Genomic DNA, 26316 nt, shown 5'->3' with positions numbered 1-26316 from the left:
CGGGCCGCTGGGATACTCGTACCGACCCGAACCCCCACGGAGACGGACGCCATGAACCACGCGCAGCTCACCGCACTGGGCCGCGCCCTGCGCCTGCTCGGCGAACACGGCGAGGCGCTCGGCGGCGACACCCCGGACGCCAAGCTGCACGAGGTCAAGGCCGACCTGCGCCGGGCCCTGGACCTGCTGGAGGAGGGCGTCACCTCGGCCGCCCCCAGCACCCGCTGCCCGGAGCACCCCACCGGCCCGGTCGACGAGAGCGCGCCCGACCTGTGCCTGCTGTGCGAGACACGGCGCCGTGCCGCCCGCCGCGCCGAGTTCAACGGCCCGGCGCCGCAGTACGCGCCCACCGAACCGGTGCCGTCCCGGTACGGGGTGCGCGGCGACCGGCCGCAGCCGCAGCAGCGCTGGCTGCCGGAGGCGTGGAACGGCCAGGCGTGGCAGCTGTGCGGCACCCCCCGCCGGGACCGCAGGGAGGCGGAGCTGTACCTGGCGGCCCAGCGGCGCGGCCCCCGGCCCGCGATGGCGTACCGGATCGTGCACGAGTTCACCGACTACGAGGTGCTGCGGGTGTGGGGCACCCCGGTGCGGGTCGACATCGAGCCGATGGGCGGCCTCTGACCGCCGGCCGTCACGGGCCGGGACGTCCGCCGGCGCACCCGCCCCGGTCCGTAACGGCCGGCGCACCCGCCCCGGCTCGCAACGGCCGGCGTCCCCGTCCCGGCCCGTCCGCCGGCCCGGAGAACGCCCGAGGGCGGCACCCCCTGTCGTGCAGGGAGTGCCGCCCTCGGTCCGTGCGACGGACGGATCCGATCCTCGAAGGGATCAGAAGTCCATGTCACCGCCCGGCATGCCGCCGCCGGCCGGCGCGGCGGCCTTCTCCGGCTTGTCGGCGATGACGGCCTCGGTGGTGAGGAACAGCGCGGCGATGGAGGCGGCGTTCTGCAGCGCGGAACGGGTCACCTTCGCCGGGTCGATGATGCCTTCCTTGACCAGGTCGACGTACTCGCCGGTCGCGGCGTTCAGGCCGTGGCCCGGGGTCAGGTTGCGCACCTTCTCCACCACGACACCGCCCTCGAGGCCGGCGTTGACGGCGATCTGCTTCAGCGGGGCCTCCAGCGCGATGCGCACGGCGTTGGCGCCGGTCGCCTCGTCACCCTCGAGCTCCAGCTTCTCGAAGACCTGGGTGGCCTGCAGCAGGGCCACGCCACCACCGGCGACGATGCCCTCCTCGACGGCCGCCTTGGCATTGCGGACGGCGTCCTCGATGCGGTGCTTGCGCTCCTTGAGCTCCACCTCGGTGGCGGCACCGGCCTTGATGACGGCGACGCCGCCGGCCAGCTTCGCCAGACGCTCCTGGAGCTTCTCGCGGTCGTAGTCCGAGTCGCTGTTCTCGATCTCGGCACGGATCTGGTTGACGCGGCCCTGGACCTGGTCGGCCGAGCCGGCACCGTCGACGATGGTGGTCTCGTCCTTGGTGATGACGACCTTGCGCGCCTTGCCCAGCAGGTCGAGCGTGGCGTTCTCCAGCTTGAGGCCGACCTCCTCGGAGATGACCTCGCCGCCCGTGAGGATGGCGATGTCGCCGAGCATGGCCTTGCGGCGGTCGCCGAAGCCCGGGGCCTTGACCGCGACGGACTTGAAGGTGCCGCGGATCTTGTTGACGACCAGGGTCGACAGGGCCTCGCCCTCGACGTCCTCGGCGATGATCAGCAGCGGCTTGCCCGACTGCATGACCTTCTCCAGGAGCGGGAGCAGGTCCTTGACGTTGGAGATCTTGGAGTTGGCGATCAGGATGTACGGGTCGTCGAGGACGGCCTCCATACGCTCCATGTCGGTGGCGAAGTACGCCGAGATGTAGCCCTTGTCGAAGCGCATACCCTCGGTGAGCTCCAGCTCCAGACCGAAGGTCTGGGACTCCTCGACGGTGATGACGCCTTCCTTGCCGACCTTGTCCATGGCCTCGGCGATGAGCTCACCGATCTGGGTGTCGGCGGCGGAGATGGAGGCCGTGGAGGCGATCTGCTCCTTGGTCTCGACGTCCTTCGCCTGCTCCAGCAGGGCGGCGGAGACCGACTCGACGGCCTTCTCGATGCCGCGCTTGAGGGCCATCGGGTTGGCGCCGGCGGCGACGTTGCGCAGGCCCTCCTTGACCAGGGCCTGGGCGAGAACGGTCGCGGTGGTCGTACCGTCACCGGCGACGTCGTCCGTCTTCTTGGCGACTTCCTTGACCAGCTCGGCGCCGATCTTCTCGTACGGGTCCTCGAGCTCGATCTCCTTGGCGATGGACACACCGTCGTTGGTGATCGTGGGGGCGCCCCACTTCTTCTCGAGGACGACGTTGCGGCCCTTGGGGCCGAGCGTCACCTTGACGGCGTCCGCGAGCTGGTTCATGCCGCGCTCGAGGCCGCGCCGCGCCTCCTCGTCGAACGCGATGATCTTGGCCATGTGAAGTGGTCCCTCCAGGACTGGGGGTGATTCCTTCGGACCGCGCCCGCGCCCGCGACGGACGGCTCGCCGGCCCGTGGTTCCTTGCCCCACGCGGCCTGCGGGCCTCACCGACCCGGTCCTTCGTTGTCACTCTCACCTTCAGAGTGCTAACGCCAATGATTAGCACTCGACCCCCCCGAGTGCAAGGCGCTCCCGCGAAGCGGACCCGTCGGCCGGTCGCGGCCGGACGGGGCGCGCAGGCCCCTGTTCTGCGGCGGAGCGCGGCCGGGCCGGTGACGGCGCCGGGGCGCGCTCAGCCGCGCGCGAACACGCGCACAGGGACACGGACGGGCGTGTCCGGGTGCGGCGCCGGCGGGCCTGGGGCGCGGGCCGGCGGGCGGCGACGCCGGACGTGGGGGCGCGGGCCGGCGGACGGCGGCACCGGACCTGGGGCGCGGCCCGGCGGACGGCGGCACCGGACGTGGCGTCGCGGCCCGGCGGACGGCGGCACCGGACGTGGCGTCGCGGTCCGGCGGGCGGCGGCGCGTGGCGGCACGGCGAAGGGCCCGCACCCCGGGAGGTGCGGGCCCTTCGTCAGCAGAAGATGCTTGCGGTTGGTAGCGCGTTCAGGCGGTGACGCGAACCATGTCGGCCTGCGGGCCTTTCTGGCCCTGCGAGATCTCGAATTCGACCCGCTGGCCCTCTTCCAGGGTGCGGTAGCCGTCCATCTGGATCGCGCTGTAGTGGACGAAAACATCCGCACCACCGTCGACCGCGATGAAGCCGTACCCCTTCTCCGCGTTGAACCACTTGACGGTGCCCTGAGCCATGCCTAACTCCCCTATTACTGGCCCTTGCACAGATCCACACTTCGCGGACCCGGGTCAGACCTCACCCCCCAATGGGTGGGGGCGTGCGCCGGAACGCGTCGACCGCGGCTGAATGTATCTGTCCAACTGCCGTCTGCAACAGGTCAATCGGACGAGAAATCTGGACGACACCGGTCCGGAATGTTGTGCAACTTCGCCCGAATTCAGGGCAAACCGGGCCGCACAAAGGCCACAAAAGCCGCGAAAGACGCACAGACTTTGGCTACTTCTCGTCGGGCGAGCGGCAGGAATTCACGGTTCCCGATCAGTGGACCGGGGCCGCGTTCCCCAACCCTACCGCGTTCAATCCCATGGAATTGCCCCCTCCGCTTCTCTTACGGAGGGGGCAATCCGATGAACGCTCGGTAACCGAAGTTACCTACGGTAATGATCAGCCGCCGGCGACCGCCGGAATGATCGACACGCCGGCCCCGTCCGGGGTCGCGGTCCCGAGGCCCTGCTCGAAGCGCACGTCGTCGTCGTTCACGTAGACGTTGACGAAGCGGCGCAGCTTGCCCTGGTCGTCCAGGACGCGGGCGGCGATGCCCGTGTGGTTCTTCTCCAGGTCCTCGATGACCTCGGCGAGGGTCGTCCCCTCGGCGTTCACCTCGGCCTGCCCACCCGTGTAGGTGCGCAGGATGGTCGGGATGCGGACGGTCACACTCATGCGAGGCCAGCCTCTCGGAAGGAGTCCAGGTTGGGGCGGATGGTGGCGGTCAGGCCGGTCCCGGCGACCGCGTCGAGGGTCTTCAGACCGTCCCCGGTGTTGAGGACGACGGTGGTCAGGGCCGGGTCCAGCAGGCCGCTGTCGACCAGCTTCCGGGTGACGCCCACGGTCACGCCGCCCGCGGTCTCCGCGAAGATGCCCTCGGTCCGGGCGAGCAGCCTGATCGCGTCCACGACCTGCTCGTCGGTGACGTCCTCCACGGCACCGCCGGTGCGGCGGGCGATGTCCAGGACGTAGGGACCGTCGGCGGGGTTGCCGATGGCGAGCGACTTGGCGATGGTGTCGGGCTTCTGCGGGCGGACCACGTCGTGCCCGGCCTTGAAGGCGGCCGAGACCGGGGAGCAGCCCGCGGCCTGCGCGCCGAAGATCTTGTAGGGGCGGTCCTCGACCAGCCCCAGGTCGATCAGCTCCCGCAAGCCCTTGTCGATCTTCGTGAGCTGGGAGCCCGAGGCGATCGGGACGACGATCTGGTCCGGCAGCCGCCAGCCGAGCTGCTCGCAGATCTCGTAGGCGAGCGTCTTGGAGCCCTCGGCGTAGTACGGCCGCAGGTTGACGTTGACGAAGCCCCAGCCCTCGCCGGCCGGATCGCCGATCAGCTCGGAGCAGAAGCGGTTCACGTCGTCGTAGTTGCCCTCGATGCCGACGAGTTCGCCGCCGTAGACGGCGGCCATGACGACCTTGCCCTGCTCCAGGTCGTGCGGGATGAACACGCAGGAACGGAAGCCGGCCCGGGCCGCGGCGGCGCCGACGGCGCCCGCCAGGTTGCCGGTGGAGGAGCAGGACAGGGTGGTGAAGCCGAAGGCGCGGGCGGCCTCCAGGGCCTGGGCGACGACCCGGTCCTTGAAGGAGTGGGTCGGGTTGCCGGAGTCGTCCTTGACGTACAGACCGCCGGTGACGCCGAGTTCACGGGCCAGGTTGTCCGCCTTGACCAGCGGGGTCCAGCCCGGGTTGAGGTTCGGCTTGCCGGCCACGTCCGCGGGGACGGGCAGCAGCGGCGCGTAGCGCCAGATGTTCGCGGGTCCCGCCTCGATGCGCCGGCGCAGTTCCTCGGCCCCGTAGGACGAGAAGTCGTAGGCGATCTCCAGCGGGCCGAAACACTCCTGGCAGGCGAAGAGGGGACCGAGCGGGACGCGGTGGCCGCACTCGCGGCAGGACAGCGCGGCGGCGGGGCCGAGGTCGACATCGGGGGTGGCAGCGGATCCGGTGGTGCCGGTGCTGCTTGCAACGGTCTGCACAGCCATGTGAGGCGAGGCCCTTTCTCCTCATCTTCCTCACGACGCATCTCGCCGTGAGACGGATTTGGCACCTTCCCTAGCCGGGAGCCTCGCCACGTCCGTGTGACAAGAACCGACTGGAGGGTTGCCGGGGCTTCATCGGGCCGTATCCCTCTGCCCCTCTGGATGAGCGGTGTTCAGTTGTCGCGGCGGCGACCCCGGCATGCGGGGGCCGTGCGCGTTGTTCAAGACTGTAACCGACGCCCCGGGCGATTGAGACAGTCGTCCGAACCGCGAGATGGATCACAGGACCGGACCGGAGTGAGGAGCCGCAGACCGTGCTGGAAGAAGTCGAGCGCTGGCTGATCGACCGGTCCTGGTCCGTGGCCGACCGTCCCCTGCACGGGATCCTGGCGGCGAAACGGGCCTCGGGCCAGACGGTGAGCGTGGTGCTGCCGGCGCTCGACGAGGAGGCGACCGTCGGCGACATCGTGGCGATGATCCGGCACGACCTGGTGCTCCAGGTGCCGCTGGTCGACGAGATCGTCGTGGTCGACTCCGGCTCGACCGACAACACCGCCGCGGCGGCCGCGGCGGCGGGCGCGACGGTGGTGCACCGGGACGCGATCCTGCCCCGCATCCCGGCCGAGCCCGGCAAGGGCGAGGTGCTGTGGCGGTCCCTGCTGGTCACCCGGGGCGACATCGTCTGCTTCGTCGACGCCGACCTGCGCGAGTTCTCCTCCGACTTCGTCACCGGCATCGTCGGCCCGCTGCTCACCGAACCGGACGTGCAGCTGGTCAAGGCCATGTACGACCGCCCCCTGGGCGCCGCCGCCGGGCAGGGCGGCCGGGTCACCGAGCTGATGGCGCGCCCGCTGCTCAACATGCACTGGCCGCAGCTGGCCGGCTTCGTCCAGCCGCTCGGCGGCGAGTACGCGGCCCGCCGCTCGCTGCTGGAGCAGCTGCCCTTCCCGGTCGGCTACGGGGTCGAGCTCGGCATGCTGGTCGACGCCCTGCACCTGGCCGGGCTGGACGCCCTCGCCCAGGTCGACGTCGGCGTGCGCAAGCACCGCCACCAGGACGGGCGGGCCCTCGGCCGGATGGCCGCCGCCATCTACCGCACCGCCCAGCTCCGCCTGGCCCGCGGCCACCTGATCCGGCCCGCCCTCACCCAGTTCGAGCGGGCCGGGGACGGCTTCGAGCCGCGCACGTACTCCGTCGACACCGAGGAACGCCCGCCGATGCGGGAGATCGCCGAGTACCAGGCCCGGCGGGTGGCCTGAGCGCGTCCCGGCGACGTTTGAGGTTCCGGGGGCCGGGCTAGGTTGGTGCGTATGGCTTCCACGCATGCTGCTCAGGCTGGTCAGGGTGCCCAGGTGCTGGTCGCGTCGAACCGCGGGCCCGTGTCGTACACGGTGGACGAGGACGGTTCGCTGCGCGCCAGGCGGGGCGGCGGCGGGCTGGTGTCCGGGCTGTCCGCGATCGGCTCGGACGCGGACGCGCTGTGGGTGTGCTCGGCCCTGTCCGACGGCGACCGCGAGGCGGTGCGCCGCGGCGCCGGCGAGGACGGCGTGCGGATGCTGGACATCCCGGCCGACGTGCACTCCGACGCCTACAACGGCATCGCGAACTCGGTGCTGTGGTTCGTCCACCACATGCTGTACCAGATCCCGCTGGAACCCGTCTTCGACGCGGAGTTCCGCCGCCGGTGGGCGTCCTACGAGCGCTACAACCGGGCCTTCGCCGAGGCACTCGCCGAGGAGGCCGCCGAAGGCGCGGCCGTCGTGGTGCAGGACTACCACCTGACGCTCGTCCCCGGCCTGCTCCGCGAGCTCCGCCCCGACCTGCGCATCGGCCACTTCTCGCACACCCCGTGGGCGCCGCCGGAGTACTTCCGGATGCTGCCCGACGACATCGCCGGGCAGGTGCTGCGCGGCATGCTGGGCGCCGACCGGCTCGGCTTCCTCACCCGGCGCTGGGCGGACGCGTTCACCGCGTGCTGCGAACAGTTCGCGGGCGGCCTCGGCGGCACCCGCATCGGGGTGCACGGCCTCGGCGCCGACGCGGACTTCCTGCGCGCCCGCTCCCACGAGCCGGACGTCGAGGAGCGGATGACCGCGCTGCGCGAGGAGATCGGCACCGCGCCCGACGGCTCCCCGCGCCGCACGATCGTCCGCGTGGACCGCACCGAGCTGTCGAAGAACATCGTGCGCGGCCTGCTCGCCTACCGGCAGCTCCTCGACGACCACCCCGACTGGCGCGAGCGGGTCGTGCACGTCGCCTTCGCCTACCCCTCCCGCCAGGACCTCGCCGTGTACCGCGACTACACCGCCGAGGTGCAGCGGGTCGCCGAGGAGATCAACGAGCAGTACGGCACACCCGGCTGGCGTCCGGTCGTGCTGCACGTCGAGGACGACTTCGCCCGCTCCCTGGCCGCCTACCGGCTGGCCGACGTGGCCCTGGTCAACCCCGTGCGGGACGGCATGAACCTGGTCGCCAAGGAAGTGCCCGTCGTCTCCGACCGCGGCTGCGCGCTGGTGCTGTCCCGGGAGGCAGGGGCCCACGAGGAGCTCGGCGAGGACGCGATCACCGTCAACCCCTACGACGTCACCGGCACCGCCCGCGCCCTTCACGAGGCGCTGACCATGGGCCCGGCCCAGCGCACCGAGCAGAGCAAGCGGCTGGCCGCGGCGGCGACCGCGCTGCCGCCCGCCCGGTGGTTCCTGGACCAGCTGGACGCCCTGCGGGCACCGGGCCCGGCCTGATCCGGCGGGTGCTCGCCCGTCCGGCCCGGCGGGCAGGCGTGGCACCGGCCGGACGTGGATAGGTTGGCGGTATGGGCAGCCACACCGACTCCACGGATCCGCATGCCGTCCCCGACCTGCCGACGCCCGCCACCCGGGCCGGACGTGAAGGGCTCGACGCCCTCCTCGCCCGCCCGGACCGGGCGCTGATCGGCCTCGACTTCGACGGCACGCTCGCGCCGATCGTGGCCGACCCGGACCAGGCCCGGGCGCACCCCGGCGCCGTGCCCGCGCTGGCCGCGCTGGCCCCGAAGGTGGCCTCCGTCGCCGTGATCACGGGACGGCCCCCCGGTGTCGCGGTCCGCAACGGCGGTTTCGCGGGCGTCCCCGGCCTGGAGCACCTGGTCGTGCTCGGCCATTACGGCGCGGAGCGCTGGGACGCCGTCACCGGCACCGTCACCGCCCCCGAACCGCACCCCGGGGTGGCCGCCGTGCGCGCGGAGCTGCCGGGGCTGCTGGACCGGGTGGGCGCCTGGCAGGGCACCTGGGTCGAGGAGAAGGGCCGCGCGGTGGCCGTGCACACCCGCAGGGCCGCCGAGCCGCAGGCCGCCTTCGAGGCCCTGCGGGAGCCGCTGACCGGCCTGGCCGCCCGGCACGGCCTGATCGTGGAGCCGGGCCGGATGGTGCTGGAGCTGCGTCCGCCCGGCATGGACAAGGGCGTCGCCCTGATGGAGTACGCGCGCGAGATCTCCGCCGGGGCGGTCCTCTACGCGGGCGACGACCTCGGCGACCTCCCGGCCTTCGCGGCCGTGGAGAAGCTCCGCTCCGACGGTGTCCCCGGCCTGCTGGTGTGCAGCGGCAGCGACGAGGTCCCCGAGCTCCGCGACCGCGCGGACGTCGTCGTCGACGGCCCCGGGGGCCTGGTCGCCCTCCTCACCGCCCTGGCCGCCCGCATGCCCTGAGGCCTGCGGGCCTCCCCGCCCGCGTCGGCGCGCCGTTCAGCGTTCCGCGCGGCGCGCTTCGCGGATGCGGCGGAGGCGGTTGACCGTGACCGGGTCGTGGGCCAGGGCGCGGGGGTCGTCGAGGAGGGCGTTGAGCAGCTGGTAGTAGCGCACGGGGGCCAGGCCCAGGCGCTCGCGTATCGCGCGCTCCTTCGCGCCGGGGCCGGGGAAGCCGCGGCGCTCCAGCGCGAGGATGTCGCGCTCGCGCCGGCCGAGCCCGGCCGGCGCCTCCTCGTGCTCCTCGTCCATGTCCCGCACGGTAACCCCTGCCGCCGACAGCCGGCCGCTCGCTACCGGCCGCTCTCCACGCGGGTGGCCGTCGCCTGGAGGCCGCCGAGGACCACGGAGGGGCTGCCGCCGGGGGCGACCGCCTTGCCGATCTGCTTCTTGATCTCCGCGTTGACCGCGGCCCAGGAGGTCTCGCCGACCGGGTACAGCTCGGAGGTGCCGAGCTGGTCGAGGAAGGGCTTGAGGTCCTTGTCCTTCGGGGACTCGGACATCACGCGGGACGCGGACTGGGTGACCGGCAGCAGGTTGTAGGCGCGGGAGAACTCCAGCACCTTCTCCTCGCTGTACACGAAGTCGAGGAACCGGCCGCTCTCCTCGCGGTGGCCGTTCTTCCGGAAGGCCATCATCCAGTCGGCGACGCCGAGGGTGGCCCGGCTCGGTCCGTCGACGCCCGGCATGGGCACCATGCCGAACTTCACGCCCTTCTCGCCGGCCGTCTTCATCAGCGAGGGATGCCCGTTGAGCATGCCCACGTCCCCGTCGGCGAAGGCCGCGAACGCCTTCGCCCGGTCCAGCTTGCCGGGCGCGACGGGGCCGGTGAGGCCGCGGCCGACCAGCTCCTCCTTCAGCCAGGTGAGGGTCTCCACGTTCTCGGCGGAGTCGATCGTGTAGGAGCCCATGTCGTCGGTGTAGCCGCCCTTGCCGCTGAGCAGCCACTGCATCGTCTCGGCCTGCGCCTCCTCGGGCCCCAGCGGCAGCGCGTAGGGATACTTCACGCCGTCCGCCTTGAGCGCCTCGGCGTTGTCGGCGAGCTCCTCCCAGGTCTCCGGCGGGGTGATGCCGGCCTCGGTGAAGAGGTCCTTGTTGTAGAACAGCACGCGCGTGGAGGAGGCGAAGGGAAGCCCGAACTGCCCGGCGGGGATCTCCCCGGCGTCGGCGAGCTGGGGGACGAAGTCGGCCTGGACGGGGATGGAGAGCAGGTCGCCGGCCTTGTACAGCAGGTCCTGCTTCGCGTAGTCGGCGTACGCGCCGATCTGCGCCAGGTCCGGCGGGTCGCCCGCGTCGACCATCTCCTTGACCTTGCGGTCGACGTCGTTCCAGGAGTAGACGCTGACGTCGACCTTCACACCGGGGTGCCCGGCCTCGAACTCCTCGACCAGATCGGCCCAGTACTTCCGGCTGCTGGTGGCCGCGCTGTCGCCGTAGTCGGCGGCGACCAGCTTCAGTGTCACGTCGGACGAGCCGTCACCACCGCATCCGCCGAGGACCGCCGTGAGTCCCAGTGCGGAGACCACCGCGATCGCCCTTGTCCTGACCCGCCGCTGCACTGCGTACTGCCCCAACCCCGGCGCGGAGCGCGCCGTCCGAAATTTTTCGATAACCGGAATAAGGTCTACACCACGTAAGTGGACTAGACCTCTCCCGGGTGCCGGGGTCACACTGTCCCCGTGGAACATGTCATCGCCCTCGACGTGGGCGGCACCGGGATGAAGGCCGCCCTGGTCGGGGCGGGCGGCGAGCTGCTGCACCAGGCGCGCCGGGCCACCGGCCGCGACCGCGGTCCCGAAGCCGTCGTCACCGGCATCCTCGACTTCGCCGCCGAACTGCGTGCCCACGGCGTCCGCCGCTACGGACGGCCCGCCTCGGCGGCGGGCCTCGCCGTGCCCGGCATCGTCGACGAGCGGGAGGGCCTCGCCGTCTACTCGGCCAACCTCGGCTGGCGCGACCTCCCCCTGCGCGCGCTCCTCGCCGAACGGCTCGGCGGCGTGCCCGTCGCCCTCGGCCACGACGTCCGCACCGGCGGCCTCGCCGAGGGCCGGATCGGCGCGGGCCGGGGCGCCGACCGGTTCCTGTTCGTGCCGCTGGGCACCGGCATCGCGGGCGCCATCGGCATCGACGGCCGGGTGGAGGCCGGCGCCCACGGCTTCGCGGGCGAGATCGGCCACATCGTCGTCCGGCCCGGCGGCGCCGTCTGCCCGTGCGGCGGGCGCGGCTGCCTGGAGCGGTACGCGTCCGCCGCGGCGGTCAGCGAGGCGTGGGCGGCCGCCGGCGGCGACCCGGACGCCGACGCGGCCGACTGCGCCTCGGCCGTCGAGGCCGGGGACGCGCGGGCCCGCACGGTCTGGCAGGAGGCCGTCGACGCCCTCGCCGACGGACTCGTCACCGCGCTCACCCTGCTGGACCCCCGCACGCTGATCGTCGGTGGCGGGCTCGCCGAGGCAGGGGAAACCTTGTTCACACCACTGCGGGAGGCCGTCCGGCGGCGGGTCACCTTCCAGAAGCTGCCGTCCCTGGTCCCCGCGGCCCTCGGGGACACCGCCGGATGCCTGGGCGCGGGACTCCTCGCCTGGGACCTGCTCGCCCCCGCCGACTCCCCGGACCCCTCGGAGGTAACCGCCTGATGGCCCCCACCACTGTTCTAGCCGGTGCCCGGGTGGTCCTGCCCACCGGGACCGTGGACGACGGCCGCGTGATCGTCGAGGGCACGCGGATCGTCGCCGGGGGTCCCCCCGCATCCGGCGAGGCCGCGGCGGGCGACGTGCGGACCGTCGACCTGAGCGGCCACTGGGTGGTCCCGGGCTTCGTCGACCTCCACAACCACGGCGGCGGCGGCGCCTCCTTCACCTCCGGCACCGTCGACGACGTCCTGCACGGCATCCGCACCCACCGGCTGCACGGCACCACCACCCTGGTCGCCTCCACGGTCACCGGCGACATGGACTTCCTCGTCCGCCGGGCCGGACTCCTCGCCGAGCTGGCCCAGCAGGGCGACCTGGCCGGCATCCACTTCGAGGGCCCCTTCATCTCCCCGTGCCGCAAGGGCGCCCACTCCGAGGAGCTGCTGCGCGACCCCGACCCGGCGGAGGTCCGCAAGCTGGTCGACGCGGCCCACGGGCACGCCAGGATGGTCACCCTCGCCACCGAACTGCCCGGCGGCCTCGACTCGGTGCGCCTGCTCGCCGAACTCGGCGTGATCGCGGCCGTCGGCCACACGGACGCCACCTACGAGCAGACCGTGGCCGCCATCGACGCGGGCGCCACCGTCGCCACCCACCTGTTCAACGCCATGCCCGCCCTCGGGCACCGCTCCCCCGGCCCGATCACCGCCCTGCTGGAGGACGAGCGGGTCACGGTCGAGCTGATCAACGACGGTACCCACCTGCACCCGGCCGCGCTCCAGCTGGCGTTCCATCACGCGGGCCCGCACCGCGTCGCGTTCATCACGGACGCGATGGACGCGGCGGGCTTCGGCGACGGCCGCTACCTGCTCGGCCCGCTGGAGGTGGAGGTCGCCGACGGCGTGGCCCGCCTGGTGGAGGGCGGCTCCATCGCCGGGTCGACGCTCACCCTGGACCGCGCCTTCCAGCGGGCGGTCACCGTCGACGGACTGCCCGTCGAGCACGTGGTGGCCGCCCTGTCCGCCAACCCCGCCCGGCTGCTGGGCCTGGACGACCGGATCGGCTCCCTGGAACCGGGCAAGGACGCCGACCTCGTGGTCCTGGACGCGGACTTCGCCCTCAGGGGCGTGATGCGCCGGGGCGCATGGGTGGTCGATCCCCAACCGGGCTGATCCGTCCCGCCGCCGGGAGACGGTGGCCGGCTCCGGGAGACGGTGGCCGGCTCCGGGGGTAGGCCGGGCGCCGTCTCTTTGGCATGATCGTGCCCCTGGCAGTCACGGCACGCGCGGGCAGCGCAGGCGGCAAAAGGGGAGGTCGGCCCGGTGATCCTCACGGTCACGCTGAACACCGCTCTCGACATCACCCATCGCGTGCCGTCCCTGCGGCCGCACGCGTCCCACCGGGTCTCGGAGGTGTCCGAGCGTCCCGGCGGCAAGGGGATCAACGTGGCCCGGGTGCTCGCCGCCCTCGGCCACGAGGTGACGGTCACCGGCTTCGCCGGCGGCACCACCGGACGCATCCTGCGCGAGCAACTCGCCGACGTGCGCGGCCTGGTGGACGCACTGGTCCCGGTCGACGGCACGACCCGGCGCACCATAGCCGTGGTCGACGACCGCTCCGGCGGCACCACCCAGCTCAACGAACCCGGCCCGCCGGTCTCCCCCGCCGAGTGGTCCGCCTTCCAGGAGGCCTACGCGGCGCTCCTGCCCGCCGCCTCCGCGGTGGCCCTGTGCGGCAGCCTCCCCCCGGGCGTCCCGGTGGGCGCCTACGCCGGGCTCCTGCGCACCGCCCGCGCCGCCGGGGTGCCCACGCTGCTCGACACCAGCGGGTCGGCGCTGCGCCGCGGCATCGCCGGGCGTCCCGGCATCCTCAAGCCGAACGCCGACGAACTCGCCGAACTCACCGGCTCGCACGAGCCGTCGACCGCCACCCGGGACGCCCGCCGCCGGGGCGCGGGCGCCGTGGTCGCCTCCCTGGGCCCGGACGGCCTGCTCGCCGTGACCCCCGAGGGCCGCTGGCGCGCCACTCCTCCGGCCCGCCTGCACGGCAACCCGACCGGCGCGGGCGACTCGGCCGTCGCGGGCCTGCTGTCGGGCCTGGTCGAGAACCTCCCCTGGCCCGACCGCCTCACCCGCGCGGTCGCCCTGTCGGCGGCGACGGTCCTCTCCCCGGTGGCAGGCGAGTTCGACCGCCCGGCCTACGAGGAACTGCTGTCCGGTATCACAGTGACGACAGAGACGAACGCCGCCTGACTCCCATTCATTCGCCCGCAAATGACCCGGGGGGCCACACATCGAAGGCGCGCGCCGTCAGCAGCCTTGCATTCTCTTTTCGGCCATATCACCCACCCCTACTTCCCCTACGCAGAAGTGGCGAACTAACGTCATCCACCAGCAGCCGGACGTCAAAGGGATTGAGATGAACAAAGTAACCCGAGCGACTCTCCCGCTCATCGCAGCAGTTTTCCTCACTGCCCTCGGATCTAACCCCGCGCACGCTGCCCCGGTAGACTACGCCGGGTGCGCCACTACAGGAGCTTCGGGAGCCGTCAAGATTACGAATTGGTACAACCCCGGCGAGAAAGTGGGCTTAAGTTTCACACTGAGCGACATCAAGCCCGACGGCCACCACGTCCGCATACGCCTGGTCAGCAAGCAGTACAACGACGCTCGAAAGAATTGGCCTTGGCGCAAGAACACGAGAGGGTCGGGCAGGAGTCAGACCTGGAGCAGCAGCGCATCGGACAGTAACGGGCTTTTTGAGATTGGGGTGCAAGTCGCCAGATTCGAAGGCAACAAGTTGCTCAACTCGTGTACCGACTGGGCCTGACAATGACCTGCGCCGAAGAATGACTCAACGCCGTTGTCCCGAGGGGACAACGGCGTTGACGTCGGCTACTTCTTGACCTGGCCTTCCTTGATGTACAGCTGGTCCAGCAGGACGTTGCACTTGTCGCCGTCGTTGCAGGAGACCGAGATCGTGTTGGTGCCCTTGTTCAGGGTCGGCCAGGCGAAGGTCTTGGTCCAGCCCTTGGCGAAGTCGCCGTCCTCGGCGCCGGTGAAGTTGTCCATGTTCAGCTTGTTGCTGAACTCCTTGCCGTTGACGGTGAGCGTCATCGACTGGGCTTCACCGGCGGTGCTGTAGCTCACGAAGACGGTGTACGCGCCGTCCTTCGGGATGCCGTCGACGGTCCAGGTGACCCTGGAACCGGGCTGGTTCAGGTTGGTCACGTAGATGCCGCCGTCGGACTGGGCGCCCTCGACGTCCGACGCCAGCGCGGCACCACCGTCCAGGCGGAGCGCCTTCGCGTCGATCGTCGGGGACTCGAACGTGTCCCCCTCGTCGTCGCCGTCACTCGCCGACGGGCTCGGCTCGCTGCTCTGGGTCTGCGACTGGGTCGGGGTGGCGCCCGCCTCGTCGCCGCCCTTGTCGTCGTCGTCACCGCCGATCATCGCGACGCCGATGCCGATGACGACCGCGGCGACCACCGCGATCGCGCCGATCAGCAGGCCCTTGGTGTTCGGCCCGCGGCCGCGGCCGCCGCCGTGCCCCGGCTGCGGGGAGTGGGCGGTGGCGGCGCCGCCGGGCAGCGTCTCGGGGGCCGCGTAGTGCGCGTTGGGCTGGCCGTACGTGCCCTGCTGCGGGGGTGCCTGCGGGGCGGGGGCCTGCTGGCCGTACTGCCGGGCGCCGACCGCCCGTACCCGGTTGACCGAGTTGGGGTAGCCGTAGCCTCCGGACGGCGGCTGGGCCCCGTTGGCCTGACCGTCGGCGTAGAGGTAGCCGAACGGGTCGTCGTCCTCGGGCGTGCTCGCGCCGTTGTTGCCGGGCGTCATCCCTTGGTGCTCCTAGGTACTGATCGGATGCGGTACGCGTGGTCGGATGGCGAGCCTACCCCCATCGCGTGACCCGAACGGGTGACTCGGACCGCATCACATCCCTGACCTGGGGTTCACCCGGCTCGTCTGTGCTGTTTGGGACGAGATCGTTTCTCGATGTACATGCGTTCGTCGGCGGATTTCAGCACTTCGTCCGCCGTCATGCCGCAGTGCGCCCACCCGATGCCGAAGCTGGCGCCGACCCGCACGGCCCGCCCCTCGGCCCGGATGGGCTGGATGATCTCGTTGCGCAGCCGGACGGCGAGGTCCTGGGCGTCGGCGCGGCCGAGCCCGTCGGCGAGGATGACGAATTCGTCACCGCCGAGCCGGGCGACGGTGTCGCCGTCGCGGACGCCGTTGCTGAGCCGGCGGGCGACCTCGATGAGGACGGCGTCGCCCGCGTTGTGCCCGAAGCGGTCGTTGATCGACTTGAAGCCGTCGAGGTCGCAGAAGAGCACCGCGAGCCCCTTGCTGCCGTCGTCGTACTCGTCGGGCGGCGCGACCGTGTGCACGTGGTGGTCGTAGCCGTCGTACTCGTCGGCGCCGGGCGGGAAGTCGAAGTCGTGGCCCCGGTCGAAGACGGGCGGCCCGCCGTGGACGGCGTCCTGGGTGCCGAAGGAGTCGAAGGCCTCGAAGGACTCCACGGACCCGGCGGCGGGCAGCGCGGCCTGCGGGCGCTGGCGGCACAGCCGGGCGGAGAGCCGGGACCGCAGCTCGGCGGAGTTCGGCAGGCCGGTGAGGGAGTCGTGGGAGGCGCGGTGGGCGAGGTGGAGTTCGCGCCGCTTGCGTTCCTCTATGTCCTCGACGTGGGTGAGCAGGAAGCGGGGCCCGTCGGCGGCGTCGGCGACCACGCTGTTGCGCAGCGAGACCCAGAGGTACGTCCCGTCGCGGCGGGCCAGCCGCAGCTCGGCCCGGCCGCCCTCGGCGGAGGTGCGCAGCAGGGTGCCGATGTCCTCGGGGTGGACGAGGTCGGAGAAGGAGTAGCGGCGCATCGTGGAGGCGCGGCGGCCTAGCAGCCGGCACAGGGCGTCGTTGGTGCGCAGGATCCGGCCGTGCTGGTCGCCGCCCATCTCGGCGATGGCCATGCCGGAGGGGGCGTACTCGAAGGCCTGCCGGAAGCTCTCCTCGCTGGCGCGCAGGGCCTGCTGCTCACGTTCGAGGCGGACCAGGGCGCGCTGCATGTTCGCACGTAGACGCGCGTTGCTGATGGCGATGGCGGCCTGGAAGGCGTACATCTGGAGGGCTTCGCGGCCCCAGGCGCCGGGCCGGCGGCCGTTGCGCGGGCGGTCCACGGAGAGGACGCCGACCAGTTCCCCGGAGGTGCCGCCGCCCTGGGGGCCGGGGGCGTACATCGGGGCGAAGAGGCGGTCGGAGGGGTGCCACTCGTCCTCGAAGCGCGGGGCGGGGCCGTCGGTGTACCACTGCGGGACGTCGTCGTCGTCGAGGACCCAGCCCTCGGTGTGGGGTATGAAGATCAGGTCGCCCCAGCGTTCGCCCATGCCGAGGCGGCGGTCCCAGGACTCGCGCGAGCCGACCCGGCCGGTGATGAGGGCCTCGGCGGCGGGGTTGCCGGAGAAGGCGGCGACGACGAGATCGCCGTCGTGGCGCACGAGGTTGACGCAGGCCAGCTCGTACCCGAGGGCGCCGACGACTCCGTCGGCGACGGTCTGCAAGGTGTCCGCCAGGCTTCGGGCCGTGTTCATGTCGGCCATCACCTGGTGCAGTTGTCGCAGCGACGCCAAGCGCACGTAGGGTTCCGACTCGGTCTCCATACTCGCCCTCCCCCCGAGTCCTCGCAGCGAATCAAGGGTGCTCATCGGCGTATCGTCCCGGCAGCTTCCCCGCCACTGAATCACAGCGCGCTGCCCACTCGGTACACAGGGTCAACAATATCTGCCCCTTGTGACTCAAGTCACAGGTAAACGTGAACAATTGCCTGGCCTTTCCATGATTTCTCCCCGAATTTCGCTGCAATCGCGGAAGGCAGTTCTTTGCGGCCGTCGTCCGCTGGTCCTAGGTCCGGACTGGTCCCGGGGCCCGATGCGCCCCCGGTGATGCGGACACTAGCGTTCCGGTGTGCCCAACACTTCTGTCGCCCCGTCCACGGTCACCTCGGTGCCCGCCGCCCGGCATGCTGAGGGGGTGAGCAACGACGAGTTCCGCGCCGCCCTGTCCCGTCTGGCCGCCGGTGTGGTCCTGGTGACCGCGAAGGAACCGCCGCTGGACCCGGACGACCCGCGGGCCCCGGCCGGTGAGGACGTGGGCATGACGGCGACCGCCTTCATGTCGGTGTCCCTGGACCCGCCCCTGGTGCTGGTGAGCCTGCGCGAGGGGTCCCGCATGGACGAGCTGCTGGAGGAGCAGCCGATGTGGGCGGTGTCCGTGCTGTCCGAGAGCCAGCGGCACATCGCGGGCCGCTTCGCGATGCGGGGCCGCATCAGCGACCGGCTGCTGTTCGAGGACATCCCGTACGTGCGGGGCGAGTACAGCGACTCGCCGCTGGTGGGCGGGGCGCTGGCGACCCTGGAGTGCCGCACCGAGCAGCGCGTCGCGGCCGGGGACCACACCCTCGTCATCGGCCGGGTGCTCACGGCCGCGCTCCCCAGCTCGGACGGCGGCCCGCTGACCTACTTCCGCGGCCGCTACCGGCACCTGGGCTGAACTCCCCCCGGGACCGGGCGGCGGCCGGGCCGGGGGCGAAATCCGTTGCGTCCCACGGCGGTCGCGGCCGTACCGTGCTGCCATGACGACCGACCCCGGCTCCTCCCCGCGTCTCGTGGAGGTCACCGCAGCGAACATCGGCACCGCCCTCGCCGTCCGCGTCCGGCCGGACCAGGAACACCTGGTCGGCCCGGTGGCGAAGTCGCTCGCGGAGGCCTACGTGCACCCGGACGTCGCCTGGCCCCGGCTGATCGTCGACGGCGGGCGCGCGGTCGGCTTCCTCATGGCCTTCTTCGACGCCGACTGGTTCGGGGACGGCCGCGTCCGCCGCTCCGGCCTGTGGCGGCTGAACATCGCGGCGGACGAGCAGGGCAGGGGCTACGGCCGGTTCGCCGTGCGGGCGGTGGCCGAGGAGATCCGCCGCCGGGGCGGCACGGAGTTCTACGTCACCCACCACCCCGGCCCGGCGGGACCGGAGGACTTCTACCGCGGCCTGGGCTTCCGCCCGAACGGGGAGATCCACGAGGGCGAGACGGTCGAGGTGCTCCGCCTCGGCTGACCACCCGGCGGGCGTCCCCCGGCCCTCGTCAGCCCCAGTCCCGGCCGCTACGGCCCCGCTTGGTCTGCGCGCGCTGCTTCTTCTCCCGCAGCCGCCGCTCGTTGATGCCGCGCGGGACGCGGGTGGGCCTGCGGGGCTTGGGCGGCGGCGCGGTGGCCTCGGCCAGCAGCGCGGCGAGCCGCTCGGCCGCCGCCTCGCGGTTGCGCCACTGGGACCGGTGCTCCGAGGCGCGCACGGACACCACCCCGTCGGTCAGCCGCCCCGCCAGCCGGTCGAGCGCCCGCTGCCGCCACACCTCGGGCAGCGCGGTGGTGCGGGCCAGGTCGAAGCGGAGCTCCACCTGCGAGTCGCTGGTGTTGACGTGCTGGCCGCCCGGCCCCGAGGAACGCGAGAAGCGCCACATGAGCTCGGCCTCCGGGAGGGAGACGGAGCCGCGGATGCGGAGTGCTCCGGGGGGCAGGCCCCCGGGCCTGCGAGAGGGACCGGACATGCCGCCCATGGTCCCGTGCCCGGCCGGGCCGCGTCACCTCGATTTCGCGGGTAAAGAAAGTAAAGGGAACTGGAACCTCGCGTGCGCCTCTCGCGTTCAATGGGGGTAGCGGTAGCTTCTAGCCGTACGTCAACGAGGGAAGGGACTCCCAACAATGGCTGTAAGCCTGTCCAAGGGTGGCAACGTCTCGCTCACCAAGGAGGCTCCGGGCCTGACCGCCGTCACCGTGGGCCTCGGCTGGGACGTCCGCACCACCACCGGCACGGACTTCGACCTCGACGCCTCCGCCATCGCCGTCAACACGCAGGGCAAGGTCTACTCCGACGCCCACTTCGTGTTCTTCAACAACAAGCAGACGCCGGACAACTCCATCGTCCACACCGGTGACAACCGCACCGGCGAGGGCGCCGGCGACGACGAGGCGATCAACGTCAACCTGGCCGCGCTGCCGGCCGACATCGACAAGATCGTCTTCCCGGTGTCGATCTACGACGCCGAGAACCGCAGCCAGAACTTCGGCCAGGTCCGCAACGCCTACATCCGCATCGTCAACCAGGCGGGCGGCACCGAGATCGCGCGCTACGACCTGTCGGAGGACGCGGCCACCGAGACCGCCATGGTCTTCGGCGAGCTGTACCGCAACGGCGCCGAGTGGAAGTTCCGCGCCGTCGGCCAGGGCTACGCCTCCGGCCTCGTGGGCATCGCCCAGGACTTCGGCGTCAACGTCTGACGTACCCCGCGAGTCGCTCCACGGCCCCTGTCCCGCCTGCCCGGCGGGACGGGGGCCTCGGTGTTTCCGCCCCCTGTCAGGGCCGCGCCGGTTTCCCCGTCCCGTGGAGCCAGTCCGCCCAGACGGCGTCGAAGTCGTGGTCCGGGGCCTGCTGCTCGACGAAGGCGGTGAAGTCCGCGGTACCGGCGGTGCCGTGCCGGTACCGCCGGGCCCAGCCGCGCAGCAGCGCGTCGAAGGCGTCGTCGCCGACGGTCTGCCGGATCCTGTGCAGCACCATCGCGCCGCGCTGGTAGACGGGCACCCCCGAGATCTGTGCCGCACCGGGCGGCCGCGCGGGCGGGAAGGCCCACACGGCCTCGTTCGCCTCCGCGTCGGCGAAGTAGGTCCCGTCGTACAGCGCGTCGAAGGTCTGCTGGGCGCTGTCCCCGCCGTGCTCCTCCTGCCACAGCCACTCGGCGTACGTGGCGAAGCCCTCGTTCAGCCACATGTCGCGCCAGCTCGCGGGGCTGACGGAGTTTCCGTACCACTGGTGGGCGATCTCGTGCACCAGGAGCCCGGTGTCCGGGGCGCCGGGGAAGACGGGCCGGTTCTGGGTCTCCAGCGCGTACCCGGCGTCCCCGGGGCGCTCGACGATCGCCCCGGCCGACGCGAAGGGGTACGGGCCGAATCTGCGTTCCGCCCACTCCAGCACCTCGGGCAGCCGGGCCAGGGCCCGGCGGCCCGCGTCCCGCTCCCGCGGGTCCACGGCCGTGTGCACGGGCAGGCCCCGCGCGGTCCGCGTCCGGTGCGTCTCGTACCGTCCGACGGCGACCACCGCGAGGTAGCTCGCCATCGGCTCCCGCACGCGCCAGCGCTGCACCCTGCGGCCGTCCCGCGTCTCCTCGCCCGCCGGCTCGCCGTTGGACACCGCGCGCAGGTTTTCCGGCACGGTCAGCGTGAAGTCGTAGGCCGCCTTGTCGGAGGGGTGGTGGTTGCCCGGGAACCAGGCCATGGACCCGGTCGGCTGGCCCAGCGCCAGCGCGCCGTCCGCCGTGCGCAGCCAGCCCTCCTCGGAGCCGTCCGGGTCGGTGACGGTCACCGGGGAGCCGGAGTAGCGCACGGTCACCCGGAAGGTGGCGCCGCGGCGCAGCGGGGTGCGCGGACGGACCGTCAGTTCCTGTCCCTCACGCCCGAAACGGGCCGGCGTGCCGTCGACGGTGACCTTCTCCACGTCGAGGCCCCGCAGGTCGAGGTTCAGGGCGGGGAGGTCCTCGGTCGCGCGGACGGTGACGGTGGCGGTGCCGGCGAGGTGGTGCGGGCCGGGGTCGTAGGCGAGGTCGAGGTCGTAGTGCGCGACGTCGTACCCGCCGTTGCCCGCCTTGGGGAAGTACGGGTCCCCCAGCCCGGAGCGCGAGGGCCCCGAGCCGGCGGACGCCCCGGAACCGGCGCCACCGCCCCCGCACGCCGTCGCCACCACGGTGAGCAGGGCGAGCCCCCAGGCGAGCCGCCGCGAGCCGCGCGCGGACCGCGCGGACCGTGCGGACCGCGCGGGAGAGGCGGGACGGGCGAGAAAGCCGGGAAGGGCGGACCGCGCTGGTGAGGCGGGACGGGCGAGAAAGGCGGGAAGGGCGGCCCGGGCGGACGGCGCAGGGCCACGGGTCCCGCCGGACACGCCGGACACACCGGACACGGCGAAGACGGCGGTCCGGGCCGGGGTGGAGCAGCGGGCGTCGGGGCAGCCGGCGTCGGGGCCGGGAAGGCGCTGGGCCGGGCCCGGGGCGCTCGGTGGGCGGCGGTGGGGGCGCACTCCGTGATCCTACGAGGCGGCGCCCCCGCGGGCGGCGCCGCGCGGCCGTGACACCATCACACCCGTGCTCGACATCGGCTACGCCCTCTCCAACCGCTTCCCGGACCCCCCGCAGACCGACTACCGCCGCGCGGACGTCCACGCCCTGCGCCACGACCTGTTCTGCGGCGACGTCTACCTGGCGGACACCAAGGAGGACCGCGAGCTGTCCACAGGCTGGGGATGGGTGCCGGTCCTCGACTTCGCCTGGGCGCTGTGCGACATCGTGGAGCGCGTCGACCGGGACCCGGCGGGCTCCCGCGCCTCCCGGCCCCAGCGGGCGGAGCTGGACTTCACCGAGTCGACCGACCGGCTGCTGTTCGAGCGGCGCTTCGGCTGGGTGGACATCGAGGCCGAGTGGCTCCCGGCGAGCGAGCCCCCGCTGACCTTCTCGCACGCCGAACTGCGCCGTGAGGCCCGCGACTTCCTGCACGACCTGCTGGCCGACCTGATCGACCTGCACGAGGACCTGGGCGAGAACCCGGCCGTCTGGACCCTCCAGGCCCGCTACCCCCGCATCGGCTGACCCCCCGGCCCCATCCCCGGCGGCGCACCCCGCCGCACCACCCCCTCACCCCTCCACGCGGATCCCCAGCTGCGTCGCCAGCACCGGAGCCAGGTCCAGCAGCTGCCCCGTGCTGACCACCGCACCCGCCAGCCGGTCCACCCCGCGGGCGATCTCCAGCGGGGCGGCCCCGCGCAGGTCGACGTCCGTCAGCGTGGCCCTGCTGAAGTCCGCGTCCTTCAGCGCGCAGTCCGCGAACGCCACCCGCTCCAGCCGGGCCCCGCCGAAGTCCGGCTCGACCAGGACACAGCCCTCGAAGACGACGTCCCTGAGCCGGGCCGCGCGCAGGTTCAGGAAGTCGATCTTGCCGCCCCGGACCAGCACCCGCTCCAGCTGCGCCCCGTGCAGCTGCGTCCCGCCCAGCCGCGCGTCGGTCAGCTCGACGTCGCGCAGGGTGGCCTCGGCGAGGTCGGTGCCCACCCCCCGGACCCCGGCCAGGACCGAGTCCAGCACCCGGACGCGGGTGAGCCGCGCCCCGTCCAGCGCGCACCCGCGCAGCGCGCAGTCCAGGAAGCGCGACCCCGCCCCGTCCTGCCCGGCCAGGTCCGCCTCCGCGAACTCCAGCCCGTCGTAGTCCCCGTCCGGCTCCAGGGCGCCCGCCCCGAACCGCTCCAGCTCCGGCAGCCGCACCTCCGGCCGCCGGGGCTCCCGCACGCGCGCACCACCCGCCGCTCTCCTCGCCATGACCCCATGCTGCACCCCACCACTGACAACGGCCCGATCACCGCCGCGACCTGCGAGAACACCGCCGATGTCACATTCCGGGCCGCGCGATCCGTCGCATCGGGGAAGGCACAGGCGATCCCGGGCACGGGAGACAGGGAGACCCCCAGGCATGCACCGCACGCACCGCATCACCGTCATCGGCGGCGGCTTCGCCGGACTCACCGCCGCCATCACCGCCGCGGAGGCGGGAGCCGAGGTCACCGTCCACGAGGCCCACCACACGCTCGGCGGCCGGGCCCGCACCGCCGAGGGCCCGTACCGGACCAACGAGGGCCCGCACGCCCTGTACCGCGGCGGCCCGCACTGGACCTGGCTGCGCGAGCGCAACCTCGTCGGACCGCTCGCCACCCTTCCCGTCCGGGAAGCGGCCCGGTTCCGGCTCCGCCACCACGGGAGGCTGCGCCGCACCCCGCCCCTGGCGATGCTGAGACTGCTGCGCGTCGACGCGGCCCGGGCCCCCGTCGACACCGACTTCCGCACCTGGGCCACCGGCATCGCCGGTGAGGAGGCCGCCCGGACCGCCGCCCACTACTGCGCGGTCGCGTTGTTCCACCACGACCCCGGCTCGCTGTCCGCCGCCTTCGTCCAGGAGCGGCTGCGCCGCGCCACCAGGCTGCCCCCGGAGGCGCAGTACCCGCGCGGCGGCTGGGGCGCGCTCATCGACCGGATGGCCGCCCGCGCCTGGAACCTGGGCGTGCGCGTGGAGACCCTCTCCCGCGTCGACACGCTCCCCACCGACACCCCCGTCGTCGTCGCCACCTCCCTGGAGGCGGCCCGCCGGCTCCTCGGCGACCCGGCGCTGACCTGGCCCAGCGGCCGGACCGTCCTCGTCGACCTCGCGCTGCGCACCCGGCGCGGCGACGCGTTCGTCGTCTCCGACCTGGACGCCCCGGGCTGGCTGGAGCGGTTCACCGCGCAGGACCCCTCGCTCGCCCCGGCCGGCGAGCAGCTGATCCAGGGTCACATCCCCATCGCCCCGCACGAGTCCCGGGCCGACGGAATCCGACGGGCGGGGGAACTCCTCGACCTGGGCTTCGAGGGCTGGCGGGAGCGCGTCACCTGGCGCCGGGAGGCGGTGGCCGACGGCCGTACCGGTGCCGTCGACCCGCCCGGCAGCAGCTGGCGCGACCGGCCGGCCGTGGACCGCGGTGACGGCGTCTACCTCGCCGGGGACCGGACCGCCGCGCCGGGCGTGCTCTCGGAGGTCTCCTTCACCAGCGCGCTCGCCGCCGTCTCCCTGGCCCTCGGCCGCCGCGAGCTTGACCTCAAGCAAGCTGGAGGTTGAACAGTGGGGGCGTCCACCGCGGCACCGTCCTTCCCTGGGGGTCCCCATGCACGCCATCCGCCTGCACGCTTTCGGCCCGGCCGAGAACCTCGTCCTCGAAGAGGTGCCGGACCCCCGGCCGGGCCCCGGGCAGGTGCGGATCGCCGTCCGGGCGGCCGGGGTCCACCTCCTGGACACCGCCCTGCGCGCGGGCCGCCCGGGTCCCGCCGGCGCCCGGACCGAGCTGCCCACCGTCCCCGGCCGGGAGGTCGCCGGGGTCGTCGACGCCGTCGGCGAGGGCGTCGAGGAGAGCCGGCTCGGGGAGCACGTCGTCGCCCACCTCGGCTTCGCCCCCGGCGGTTACGCCGAGCTGGCCGTCACCGACGCCGACCGGCTGCACCCCGTCCCGCCCGGCCTCGACCACGCCGGTGCCGTCGCCATGATCGGCACCGGCCGTACCGCGATGGGTGTCGTGCAGTTCGCCGAACCCGGCCCCGGCGACGTGGTCCTGGTCCCGGCGGCGGCCGGCGGCATCGGCACCCTGCTCGTGCAGTACGCGCGCAACGCGGGCGCCATCGTGATCGGCCTGGCCGGCGGCCCCGCCAAGACGGCCCTCGTGGCGGCGAACGGCGCCGACCTGGCCGTCGACTACACCGAGCCCGGCTGGGCCGGCCGGCTCGGTGCCCACGCGGGCAAGGTGACCGTCGTGTACGACGGGGTGGGCGGCGACGTCGCCCGCACGGCCGTCGGACTGCTCGCCCCGGGCGGACGGCACGTCGTCTTCGGCTGGTCCTCGCAAGGCCTGGCCGCCGACCGCCCGTACCTCGTCGACGGCGTCTCGGTGAACGTCCTCGGCCCGGCCATGCTGGAGCGGGCCGGCGGCCCGAACCCGCTGCGCACTCTCGAACTGCGGGCCCTCGGCGAGGCCGCCGCGGGACGCCTCGTCCCCGCCGTGCAGCGCTTCCCGCTCGCCGGGGCCGCCGCCGCCCACCGCGCCCTGGAGGGCCGGGCCACCACCGGGAAGGTCGTCCTGGAACCGCAGGCGCACCCTTCGCCCCGGTGACGGGGCCGCGGCGGCGCACTACCGTGCGGCCCATGATCGATGTCCCGGCCGGACTGGCCGCCGCCCAGATCAGGTTCAACAAGGAGGCGGGCCGCGCCTTCGTCACCGCCCTGCCGCGGCTGACCGCGTCGTTCGTGGACCGCTGGGAGCTGCGCATCACCGGGACGCCGCTGCACGGCGTCAGCGCCCTGGTCGTCCCGGTGCACCGGGCGGACGGCGCCCCGGCGATGCTGAAGCTGCAGATCCGCGACCACGAGACCGACGGCGAACCGGTCGCGCTGCGCGCGTGGGACGGCGACGGCGCGGTCCGTCTGCTCGACCACGACGAGCCCACCGGCACCATGCTCCTGGAACGCCTGGACTCCTCCCGGATGCTGTCCCGTGTGGCCTCCCCGCGCGACGGCGTCCTGGTGATCGCCCGCCTCCTGGCCCGCCTCCACGCCACCCCTGCGCCCGCGGGCCTGCGCCGCCTCGGCGACATCGCCCGGCGCATGCTGGAGCGCACCCCGCCCGTCCTGGAGCGCATCGCCGACCCAGAGGCCCGCCGAATCGTCGCGGACTGCGCGGCCGCCGTCCGCGAGGTGGCCGGCGAACCCGGCGACCGGCTCCTGCACTGGGACCTGCACGACGGGAACGTCCTCGCCGCCGACCGCGCCCCCTGGCTCGCCATCGACCCCAAACCCCTGGCCGGCGACCCGGGTTTCGACCTCTGGCCCGCCCTCGGCAACAACTTCGACGCCGACGACGTCACCTGGCGCTTCGACGCGATGACCGACGTGCTCGGCCTGGACCGGGAGCGGGCCCGCGCGTGGACGTTCGGGCGGGTGCTGCAGAACTGCCTGTGGGAGACCGAGGAGGGCCGGCCACTGGGAGCGGAGGACCTGGAGATCGCCCGGCGGCTGCGCGGGACATGAAACGCCCCGGGCCGGAGACGGGCCGGCCCGGG

Annotated in this window: 25 protein-coding genes and 1 riboswitch; of the genes, 14 read left to right on the top strand and 11 right to left on the bottom strand. The window is 73.1% G+C overall.

Annotation, left to right across the window (positions count from 1 at the left end):
• Positions 1-51: 51 nt before the first annotated feature.
• Positions 52-621, top strand: coding sequence for a hypothetical protein (locus tag ACIRPP_RS06800; RefSeq protein ID WP_164347399.1), 570 nt, complete (start codon positions 52-54; stop codon positions 619-621).
• 204 nt (positions 622-825) lie between these two features.
• Here ACIRPP_RS06800 and groL read toward each other — a convergent pair whose 3' ends face one another.
• The 4 genes from groL to thrC all read right to left on the bottom strand — a co-directional run bounded on the left by groL (position 826) and on the right by thrC (position 5267).
• Positions 826-2448, bottom strand: a complete 1623-nt coding sequence (gene groL / locus ACIRPP_RS06795; protein ID WP_164334599.1) for a chaperonin GroEL — start codon at positions 2446-2448, stop codon at positions 826-828.
• A 608-nt stretch (positions 2449-3056) separates the two neighbouring features.
• Positions 3057-3260, bottom strand: coding sequence for a cold-shock protein (locus tag ACIRPP_RS06790; RefSeq protein WP_004986573.1), 204 nt, complete (start codon positions 3258-3260; stop codon positions 3057-3059).
• Between the two features lie 430 nt (positions 3261-3690).
• Complete coding sequence (locus ACIRPP_RS06785) at positions 3691-3966, bottom strand: MoaD/ThiS family protein (RefSeq protein ID WP_403638567.1); 276 nt, start codon at positions 3964-3966, stop codon at positions 3691-3693.
• Positions 3963-5267: a threonine synthase gene (thrC, locus tag ACIRPP_RS06780; RefSeq protein WP_403638565.1), complete on the bottom strand. Its 1305-nt coding sequence runs from the start codon at positions 5265-5267 to the stop codon at positions 3963-3965. The genes ACIRPP_RS06785 and thrC overlap by 4 nt, the downstream gene beginning before the upstream one ends.
• A gap of 18 nt (positions 5268-5285) precedes the next feature.
• Positions 5286-5433, bottom strand: a riboswitch (SAM riboswitch).
• 145 nt (positions 5434-5578) lie between these two features.
• Here thrC and ACIRPP_RS06775 point away from each other — a divergent pair.
• The 3 genes from ACIRPP_RS06775 to otsB all read left to right on the top strand — a co-directional run bounded on the left by ACIRPP_RS06775 (position 5579) and on the right by otsB (position 8946).
• Positions 5579-6523 carry a glucosyl-3-phosphoglycerate synthase gene (locus ACIRPP_RS06775; protein WP_403638564.1) on the top strand — a complete coding sequence of 315 codons (945 nt, stop codon included), beginning with the start codon at positions 5579-5581 and terminating at the stop codon, positions 6521-6523.
• A 51-nt stretch (positions 6524-6574) separates the two neighbouring features.
• A complete protein-coding gene (locus ACIRPP_RS06770; protein WP_403638562.1) occupies positions 6575-8005 on the top strand; it encodes a trehalose-6-phosphate synthase in 1431 nt (476 codons plus the stop codon).
• Positions 8006-8076: 71 nt separating this feature from the next.
• A complete protein-coding gene (gene otsB, locus ACIRPP_RS06765; protein ID WP_403638560.1) occupies positions 8077-8946 on the top strand; it encodes a trehalose-phosphatase in 870 nt (289 codons plus the stop codon).
• A 36-nt stretch (positions 8947-8982) separates the two neighbouring features.
• On the opposite strand, the gene ACIRPP_RS06760 is transcribed toward otsB, so the two are convergent.
• Positions 8983-9234 (bottom strand): DUF3263 domain-containing protein, encoded by a 252-nt coding sequence (locus tag ACIRPP_RS06760; RefSeq protein ID WP_164438937.1) that lies wholly within the window; start codon positions 9232-9234, stop codon positions 8983-8985.
• A gap of 41 nt (positions 9235-9275) precedes the next feature.
• On the bottom strand, positions 9276-10541 hold the full coding sequence (locus ACIRPP_RS06755) for an extracellular solute-binding protein (protein ID WP_403639161.1): 1266 nt from the start codon (positions 10539-10541) through the stop codon (positions 9276-9278).
• A 120-nt stretch (positions 10542-10661) separates the two neighbouring features.
• Here ACIRPP_RS06755 and ACIRPP_RS06750 point away from each other — a divergent pair, with 120 nt between their 5' ends.
• The 3 genes from ACIRPP_RS06750 (at position 10662) to ACIRPP_RS06740 (ending at position 13864) form a co-directional block, all read left to right on the top strand.
• Complete coding sequence (locus tag ACIRPP_RS06750) at positions 10662-11615, top strand: ROK family protein (protein WP_403638557.1); 954 nt, start codon at positions 10662-10664, stop codon at positions 11613-11615.
• Positions 11615-12784 (top strand): N-acetylglucosamine-6-phosphate deacetylase, encoded by a 1170-nt coding sequence (gene nagA / locus ACIRPP_RS06745; RefSeq protein ID WP_403638555.1) that lies wholly within the window; start codon positions 11615-11617, stop codon positions 12782-12784. The genes ACIRPP_RS06750 and nagA overlap by 1 nt, the downstream gene beginning before the upstream one ends.
• A 150-nt stretch (positions 12785-12934) precedes the next feature.
• Positions 12935-13864 (top strand): 1-phosphofructokinase family hexose kinase, encoded by a 930-nt coding sequence (locus ACIRPP_RS06740; protein ID WP_403638553.1) that lies wholly within the window; start codon positions 12935-12937, stop codon positions 13862-13864.
• A 642-nt stretch (positions 13865-14506) separates the two neighbouring features.
• On the opposite strand, the gene ACIRPP_RS06735 is transcribed toward ACIRPP_RS06740, so the two are convergent.
• Positions 14507-15445, bottom strand: a complete 939-nt coding sequence (locus ACIRPP_RS06735) for a carbohydrate-binding protein (protein ID WP_403638551.1) — start codon at positions 15443-15445, stop codon at positions 14507-14509.
• 116 nt (positions 15446-15561) lie between these two features.
• Positions 15562-17259, bottom strand: a complete 1698-nt coding sequence (gene cdgB / locus ACIRPP_RS06730; RefSeq protein WP_164334977.1) for a diguanylate cyclase CdgB — start codon at positions 17257-17259, stop codon at positions 15562-15564.
• A gap of 304 nt (positions 17260-17563) precedes the next feature.
• On the opposite strand from cdgB, the gene ACIRPP_RS06725 reads away from it, so the two are divergent.
• Together ACIRPP_RS06725 and ACIRPP_RS06720 are read left to right on the top strand one after the other, a co-directional pair.
• Positions 17564-18148 (top strand): flavin reductase family protein, encoded by a 585-nt coding sequence (locus ACIRPP_RS06725; protein WP_403638549.1) that lies wholly within the window; start codon positions 17564-17566, stop codon positions 18146-18148.
• An 82-nt stretch (positions 18149-18230) separates the two neighbouring features.
• Positions 18231-18707 (top strand): GNAT family N-acetyltransferase, encoded by a 477-nt coding sequence (locus tag ACIRPP_RS06720; RefSeq protein ID WP_192229960.1) that lies wholly within the window; start codon positions 18231-18233, stop codon positions 18705-18707.
• Between the two features lie 28 nt (positions 18708-18735).
• Here ACIRPP_RS06720 and arfB read toward each other — a convergent pair whose 3' ends face one another.
• Positions 18736-19206 (bottom strand): alternative ribosome rescue aminoacyl-tRNA hydrolase ArfB, encoded by a 471-nt coding sequence (arfB, locus tag ACIRPP_RS06715; RefSeq protein ID WP_403638547.1) that lies wholly within the window; start codon positions 19204-19206, stop codon positions 18736-18738.
• 145 nt (positions 19207-19351) lie between these two features.
• Between arfB and ACIRPP_RS06710 the strand changes: the two genes are divergently transcribed.
• Complete coding sequence (locus ACIRPP_RS06710) at positions 19352-19927, top strand: TerD family protein (RefSeq protein WP_164345696.1); 576 nt, start codon at positions 19352-19354, stop codon at positions 19925-19927.
• A 76-nt stretch (positions 19928-20003) separates the two neighbouring features.
• On the opposite strand, the gene ACIRPP_RS06705 is transcribed toward ACIRPP_RS06710, so the two are convergent.
• Positions 20004-21383 carry a M1 family metallopeptidase gene (locus ACIRPP_RS06705; protein WP_403639159.1) on the bottom strand — a complete coding sequence of 460 codons (1380 nt, stop codon included), beginning with the start codon at positions 21381-21383 and terminating at the stop codon, positions 20004-20006.
• 394 nt (positions 21384-21777) lie between these two features.
• Here ACIRPP_RS06705 and ACIRPP_RS06700 point away from each other — a divergent pair, with 394 nt between their 5' ends.
• The gene (locus ACIRPP_RS06700; RefSeq protein ID WP_403638545.1) at positions 21778-22278 is read left to right on the top strand and encodes a hypothetical protein; all 501 of its coding nucleotides are present in this window, start codon (positions 21778-21780) and stop codon (positions 22276-22278) included.
• A gap of 45 nt (positions 22279-22323) precedes the next feature.
• Here ACIRPP_RS06700 and ACIRPP_RS06695 read toward each other — a convergent pair whose 3' ends face one another.
• Positions 22324-23001, bottom strand: a complete 678-nt coding sequence (locus tag ACIRPP_RS06695; RefSeq protein WP_403638543.1) for a pentapeptide repeat-containing protein — start codon at positions 22999-23001, stop codon at positions 22324-22326.
• Positions 23002-23152: 151 nt separating this feature from the next.
• On the opposite strand from ACIRPP_RS06695, the gene ACIRPP_RS06690 reads away from it, so the two are divergent.
• From ACIRPP_RS06690 to ACIRPP_RS06680, 3 genes are read left to right on the top strand one after another with little or no spacing between them, the layout of a single operon-like run.
• Entirely contained in the window at positions 23153-24328 is a 1176-nt protein-coding gene (locus ACIRPP_RS06690; protein WP_403638541.1) for an FAD-dependent oxidoreductase, read from the top strand.
• A 46-nt stretch (positions 24329-24374) separates the two neighbouring features.
• The gene (locus ACIRPP_RS06685) at positions 24375-25370 is read left to right on the top strand and encodes a zinc-binding dehydrogenase (protein ID WP_403638539.1); all 996 of its coding nucleotides are present in this window, start codon (positions 24375-24377) and stop codon (positions 25368-25370) included.
• A gap of 32 nt (positions 25371-25402) precedes the next feature.
• Positions 25403-26284, top strand: a complete 882-nt coding sequence (locus ACIRPP_RS06680; RefSeq protein ID WP_403638538.1) for an aminoglycoside phosphotransferase family protein — start codon at positions 25403-25405, stop codon at positions 26282-26284.
• The last annotated feature ends 32 nt before the right edge of the window (positions 26285-26316 follow it).

The sequence above is a fragment of the Streptomyces sp. NPDC101219 genome, from assembly GCF_044767675.1.
Lineage (GTDB): Bacteria > Actinomycetota > Actinomycetes > Streptomycetales > Streptomycetaceae > Streptomyces.
The sequence above is the reverse complement of the archived record's forward strand: the minus strand, read 5'-3'. Positions and strand labels throughout refer to the sequence as shown.

Excerpts from the sequence above, each read along its gene's own strand:
- ACIRPP_RS06735 (WP_403638551.1), bottom strand. The coding sequence starts at position 15,445 with ATGACGCCCGGCAACAACGGCGCGAGCACGCCCGAGGACGACGACCCG.
- ACIRPP_RS06785 (WP_403638567.1), bottom strand. The coding sequence starts at position 3,966 with ATGAGTGTGACCGTCCGCATCCCGACCATCCTGCGCACCTACACGGGT.
- ACIRPP_RS06695 (WP_403638543.1), bottom strand. The coding sequence starts at position 23,001 with ATGGCGAGGAGAGCGGCGGGTGGTGCGCGCGTGCGGGAGCCCCGGCGG.
- nagA (WP_403638555.1), top strand. The coding sequence starts at position 11,615 with ATGGCCCCCACCACTGTTCTAGCCGGTGCCCGGGTGGTCCTGCCCACC.
- cdgB (WP_164334977.1), bottom strand. The coding sequence starts at position 17,259 with ATGGAGACCGAGTCGGAACCCTACGTGCGCTTGGCGTCGCTGCGACAA.
- ACIRPP_RS06760 (WP_164438937.1), bottom strand. The coding sequence starts at position 9,234 with ATGGACGAGGAGCACGAGGAGGCGCCGGCCGGGCTCGGCCGGCGCGAG.
- arfB (WP_403638547.1), bottom strand. The coding sequence starts at position 19,206 with ATGGGCGGCATGTCCGGTCCCTCTCGCAGGCCCGGGGGCCTGCCCCCC.
- ACIRPP_RS06680 (WP_403638538.1), top strand. The coding sequence starts at position 25,403 with ATGATCGATGTCCCGGCCGGACTGGCCGCCGCCCAGATCAGGTTCAAC.
- ACIRPP_RS06690 (WP_403638541.1), top strand. The coding sequence starts at position 23,153 with ATGCACCGCACGCACCGCATCACCGTCATCGGCGGCGGCTTCGCCGGA.
- otsB (WP_403638560.1), top strand. The coding sequence starts at position 8,077 with ATGGGCAGCCACACCGACTCCACGGATCCGCATGCCGTCCCCGACCTG.
- thrC (WP_403638565.1), bottom strand. The coding sequence starts at position 5,267 with ATGGCTGTGCAGACCGTTGCAAGCAGCACCGGCACCACCGGATCCGCT.
- groL (WP_164334599.1), bottom strand. The coding sequence starts at position 2,448 with ATGGCCAAGATCATCGCGTTCGACGAGGAGGCGCGGCGCGGCCTCGAG.
- ACIRPP_RS06790 (WP_004986573.1), bottom strand. The coding sequence starts at position 3,260 with ATGGCTCAGGGCACCGTCAAGTGGTTCAACGCGGAGAAGGGGTACGGC.
- ACIRPP_RS06800 (WP_164347399.1), top strand. The coding sequence starts at position 52 with ATGAACCACGCGCAGCTCACCGCACTGGGCCGCGCCCTGCGCCTGCTC.
- ACIRPP_RS06720 (WP_192229960.1), top strand. The coding sequence starts at position 18,231 with ATGACGACCGACCCCGGCTCCTCCCCGCGTCTCGTGGAGGTCACCGCA.
- ACIRPP_RS06770 (WP_403638562.1), top strand. The coding sequence starts at position 6,575 with ATGGCTTCCACGCATGCTGCTCAGGCTGGTCAGGGTGCCCAGGTGCTG.
- ACIRPP_RS06710 (WP_164345696.1), top strand. The coding sequence starts at position 19,352 with ATGGCTGTAAGCCTGTCCAAGGGTGGCAACGTCTCGCTCACCAAGGAG.
- ACIRPP_RS06685 (WP_403638539.1), top strand. The coding sequence starts at position 24,375 with ATGCACGCCATCCGCCTGCACGCTTTCGGCCCGGCCGAGAACCTCGTC.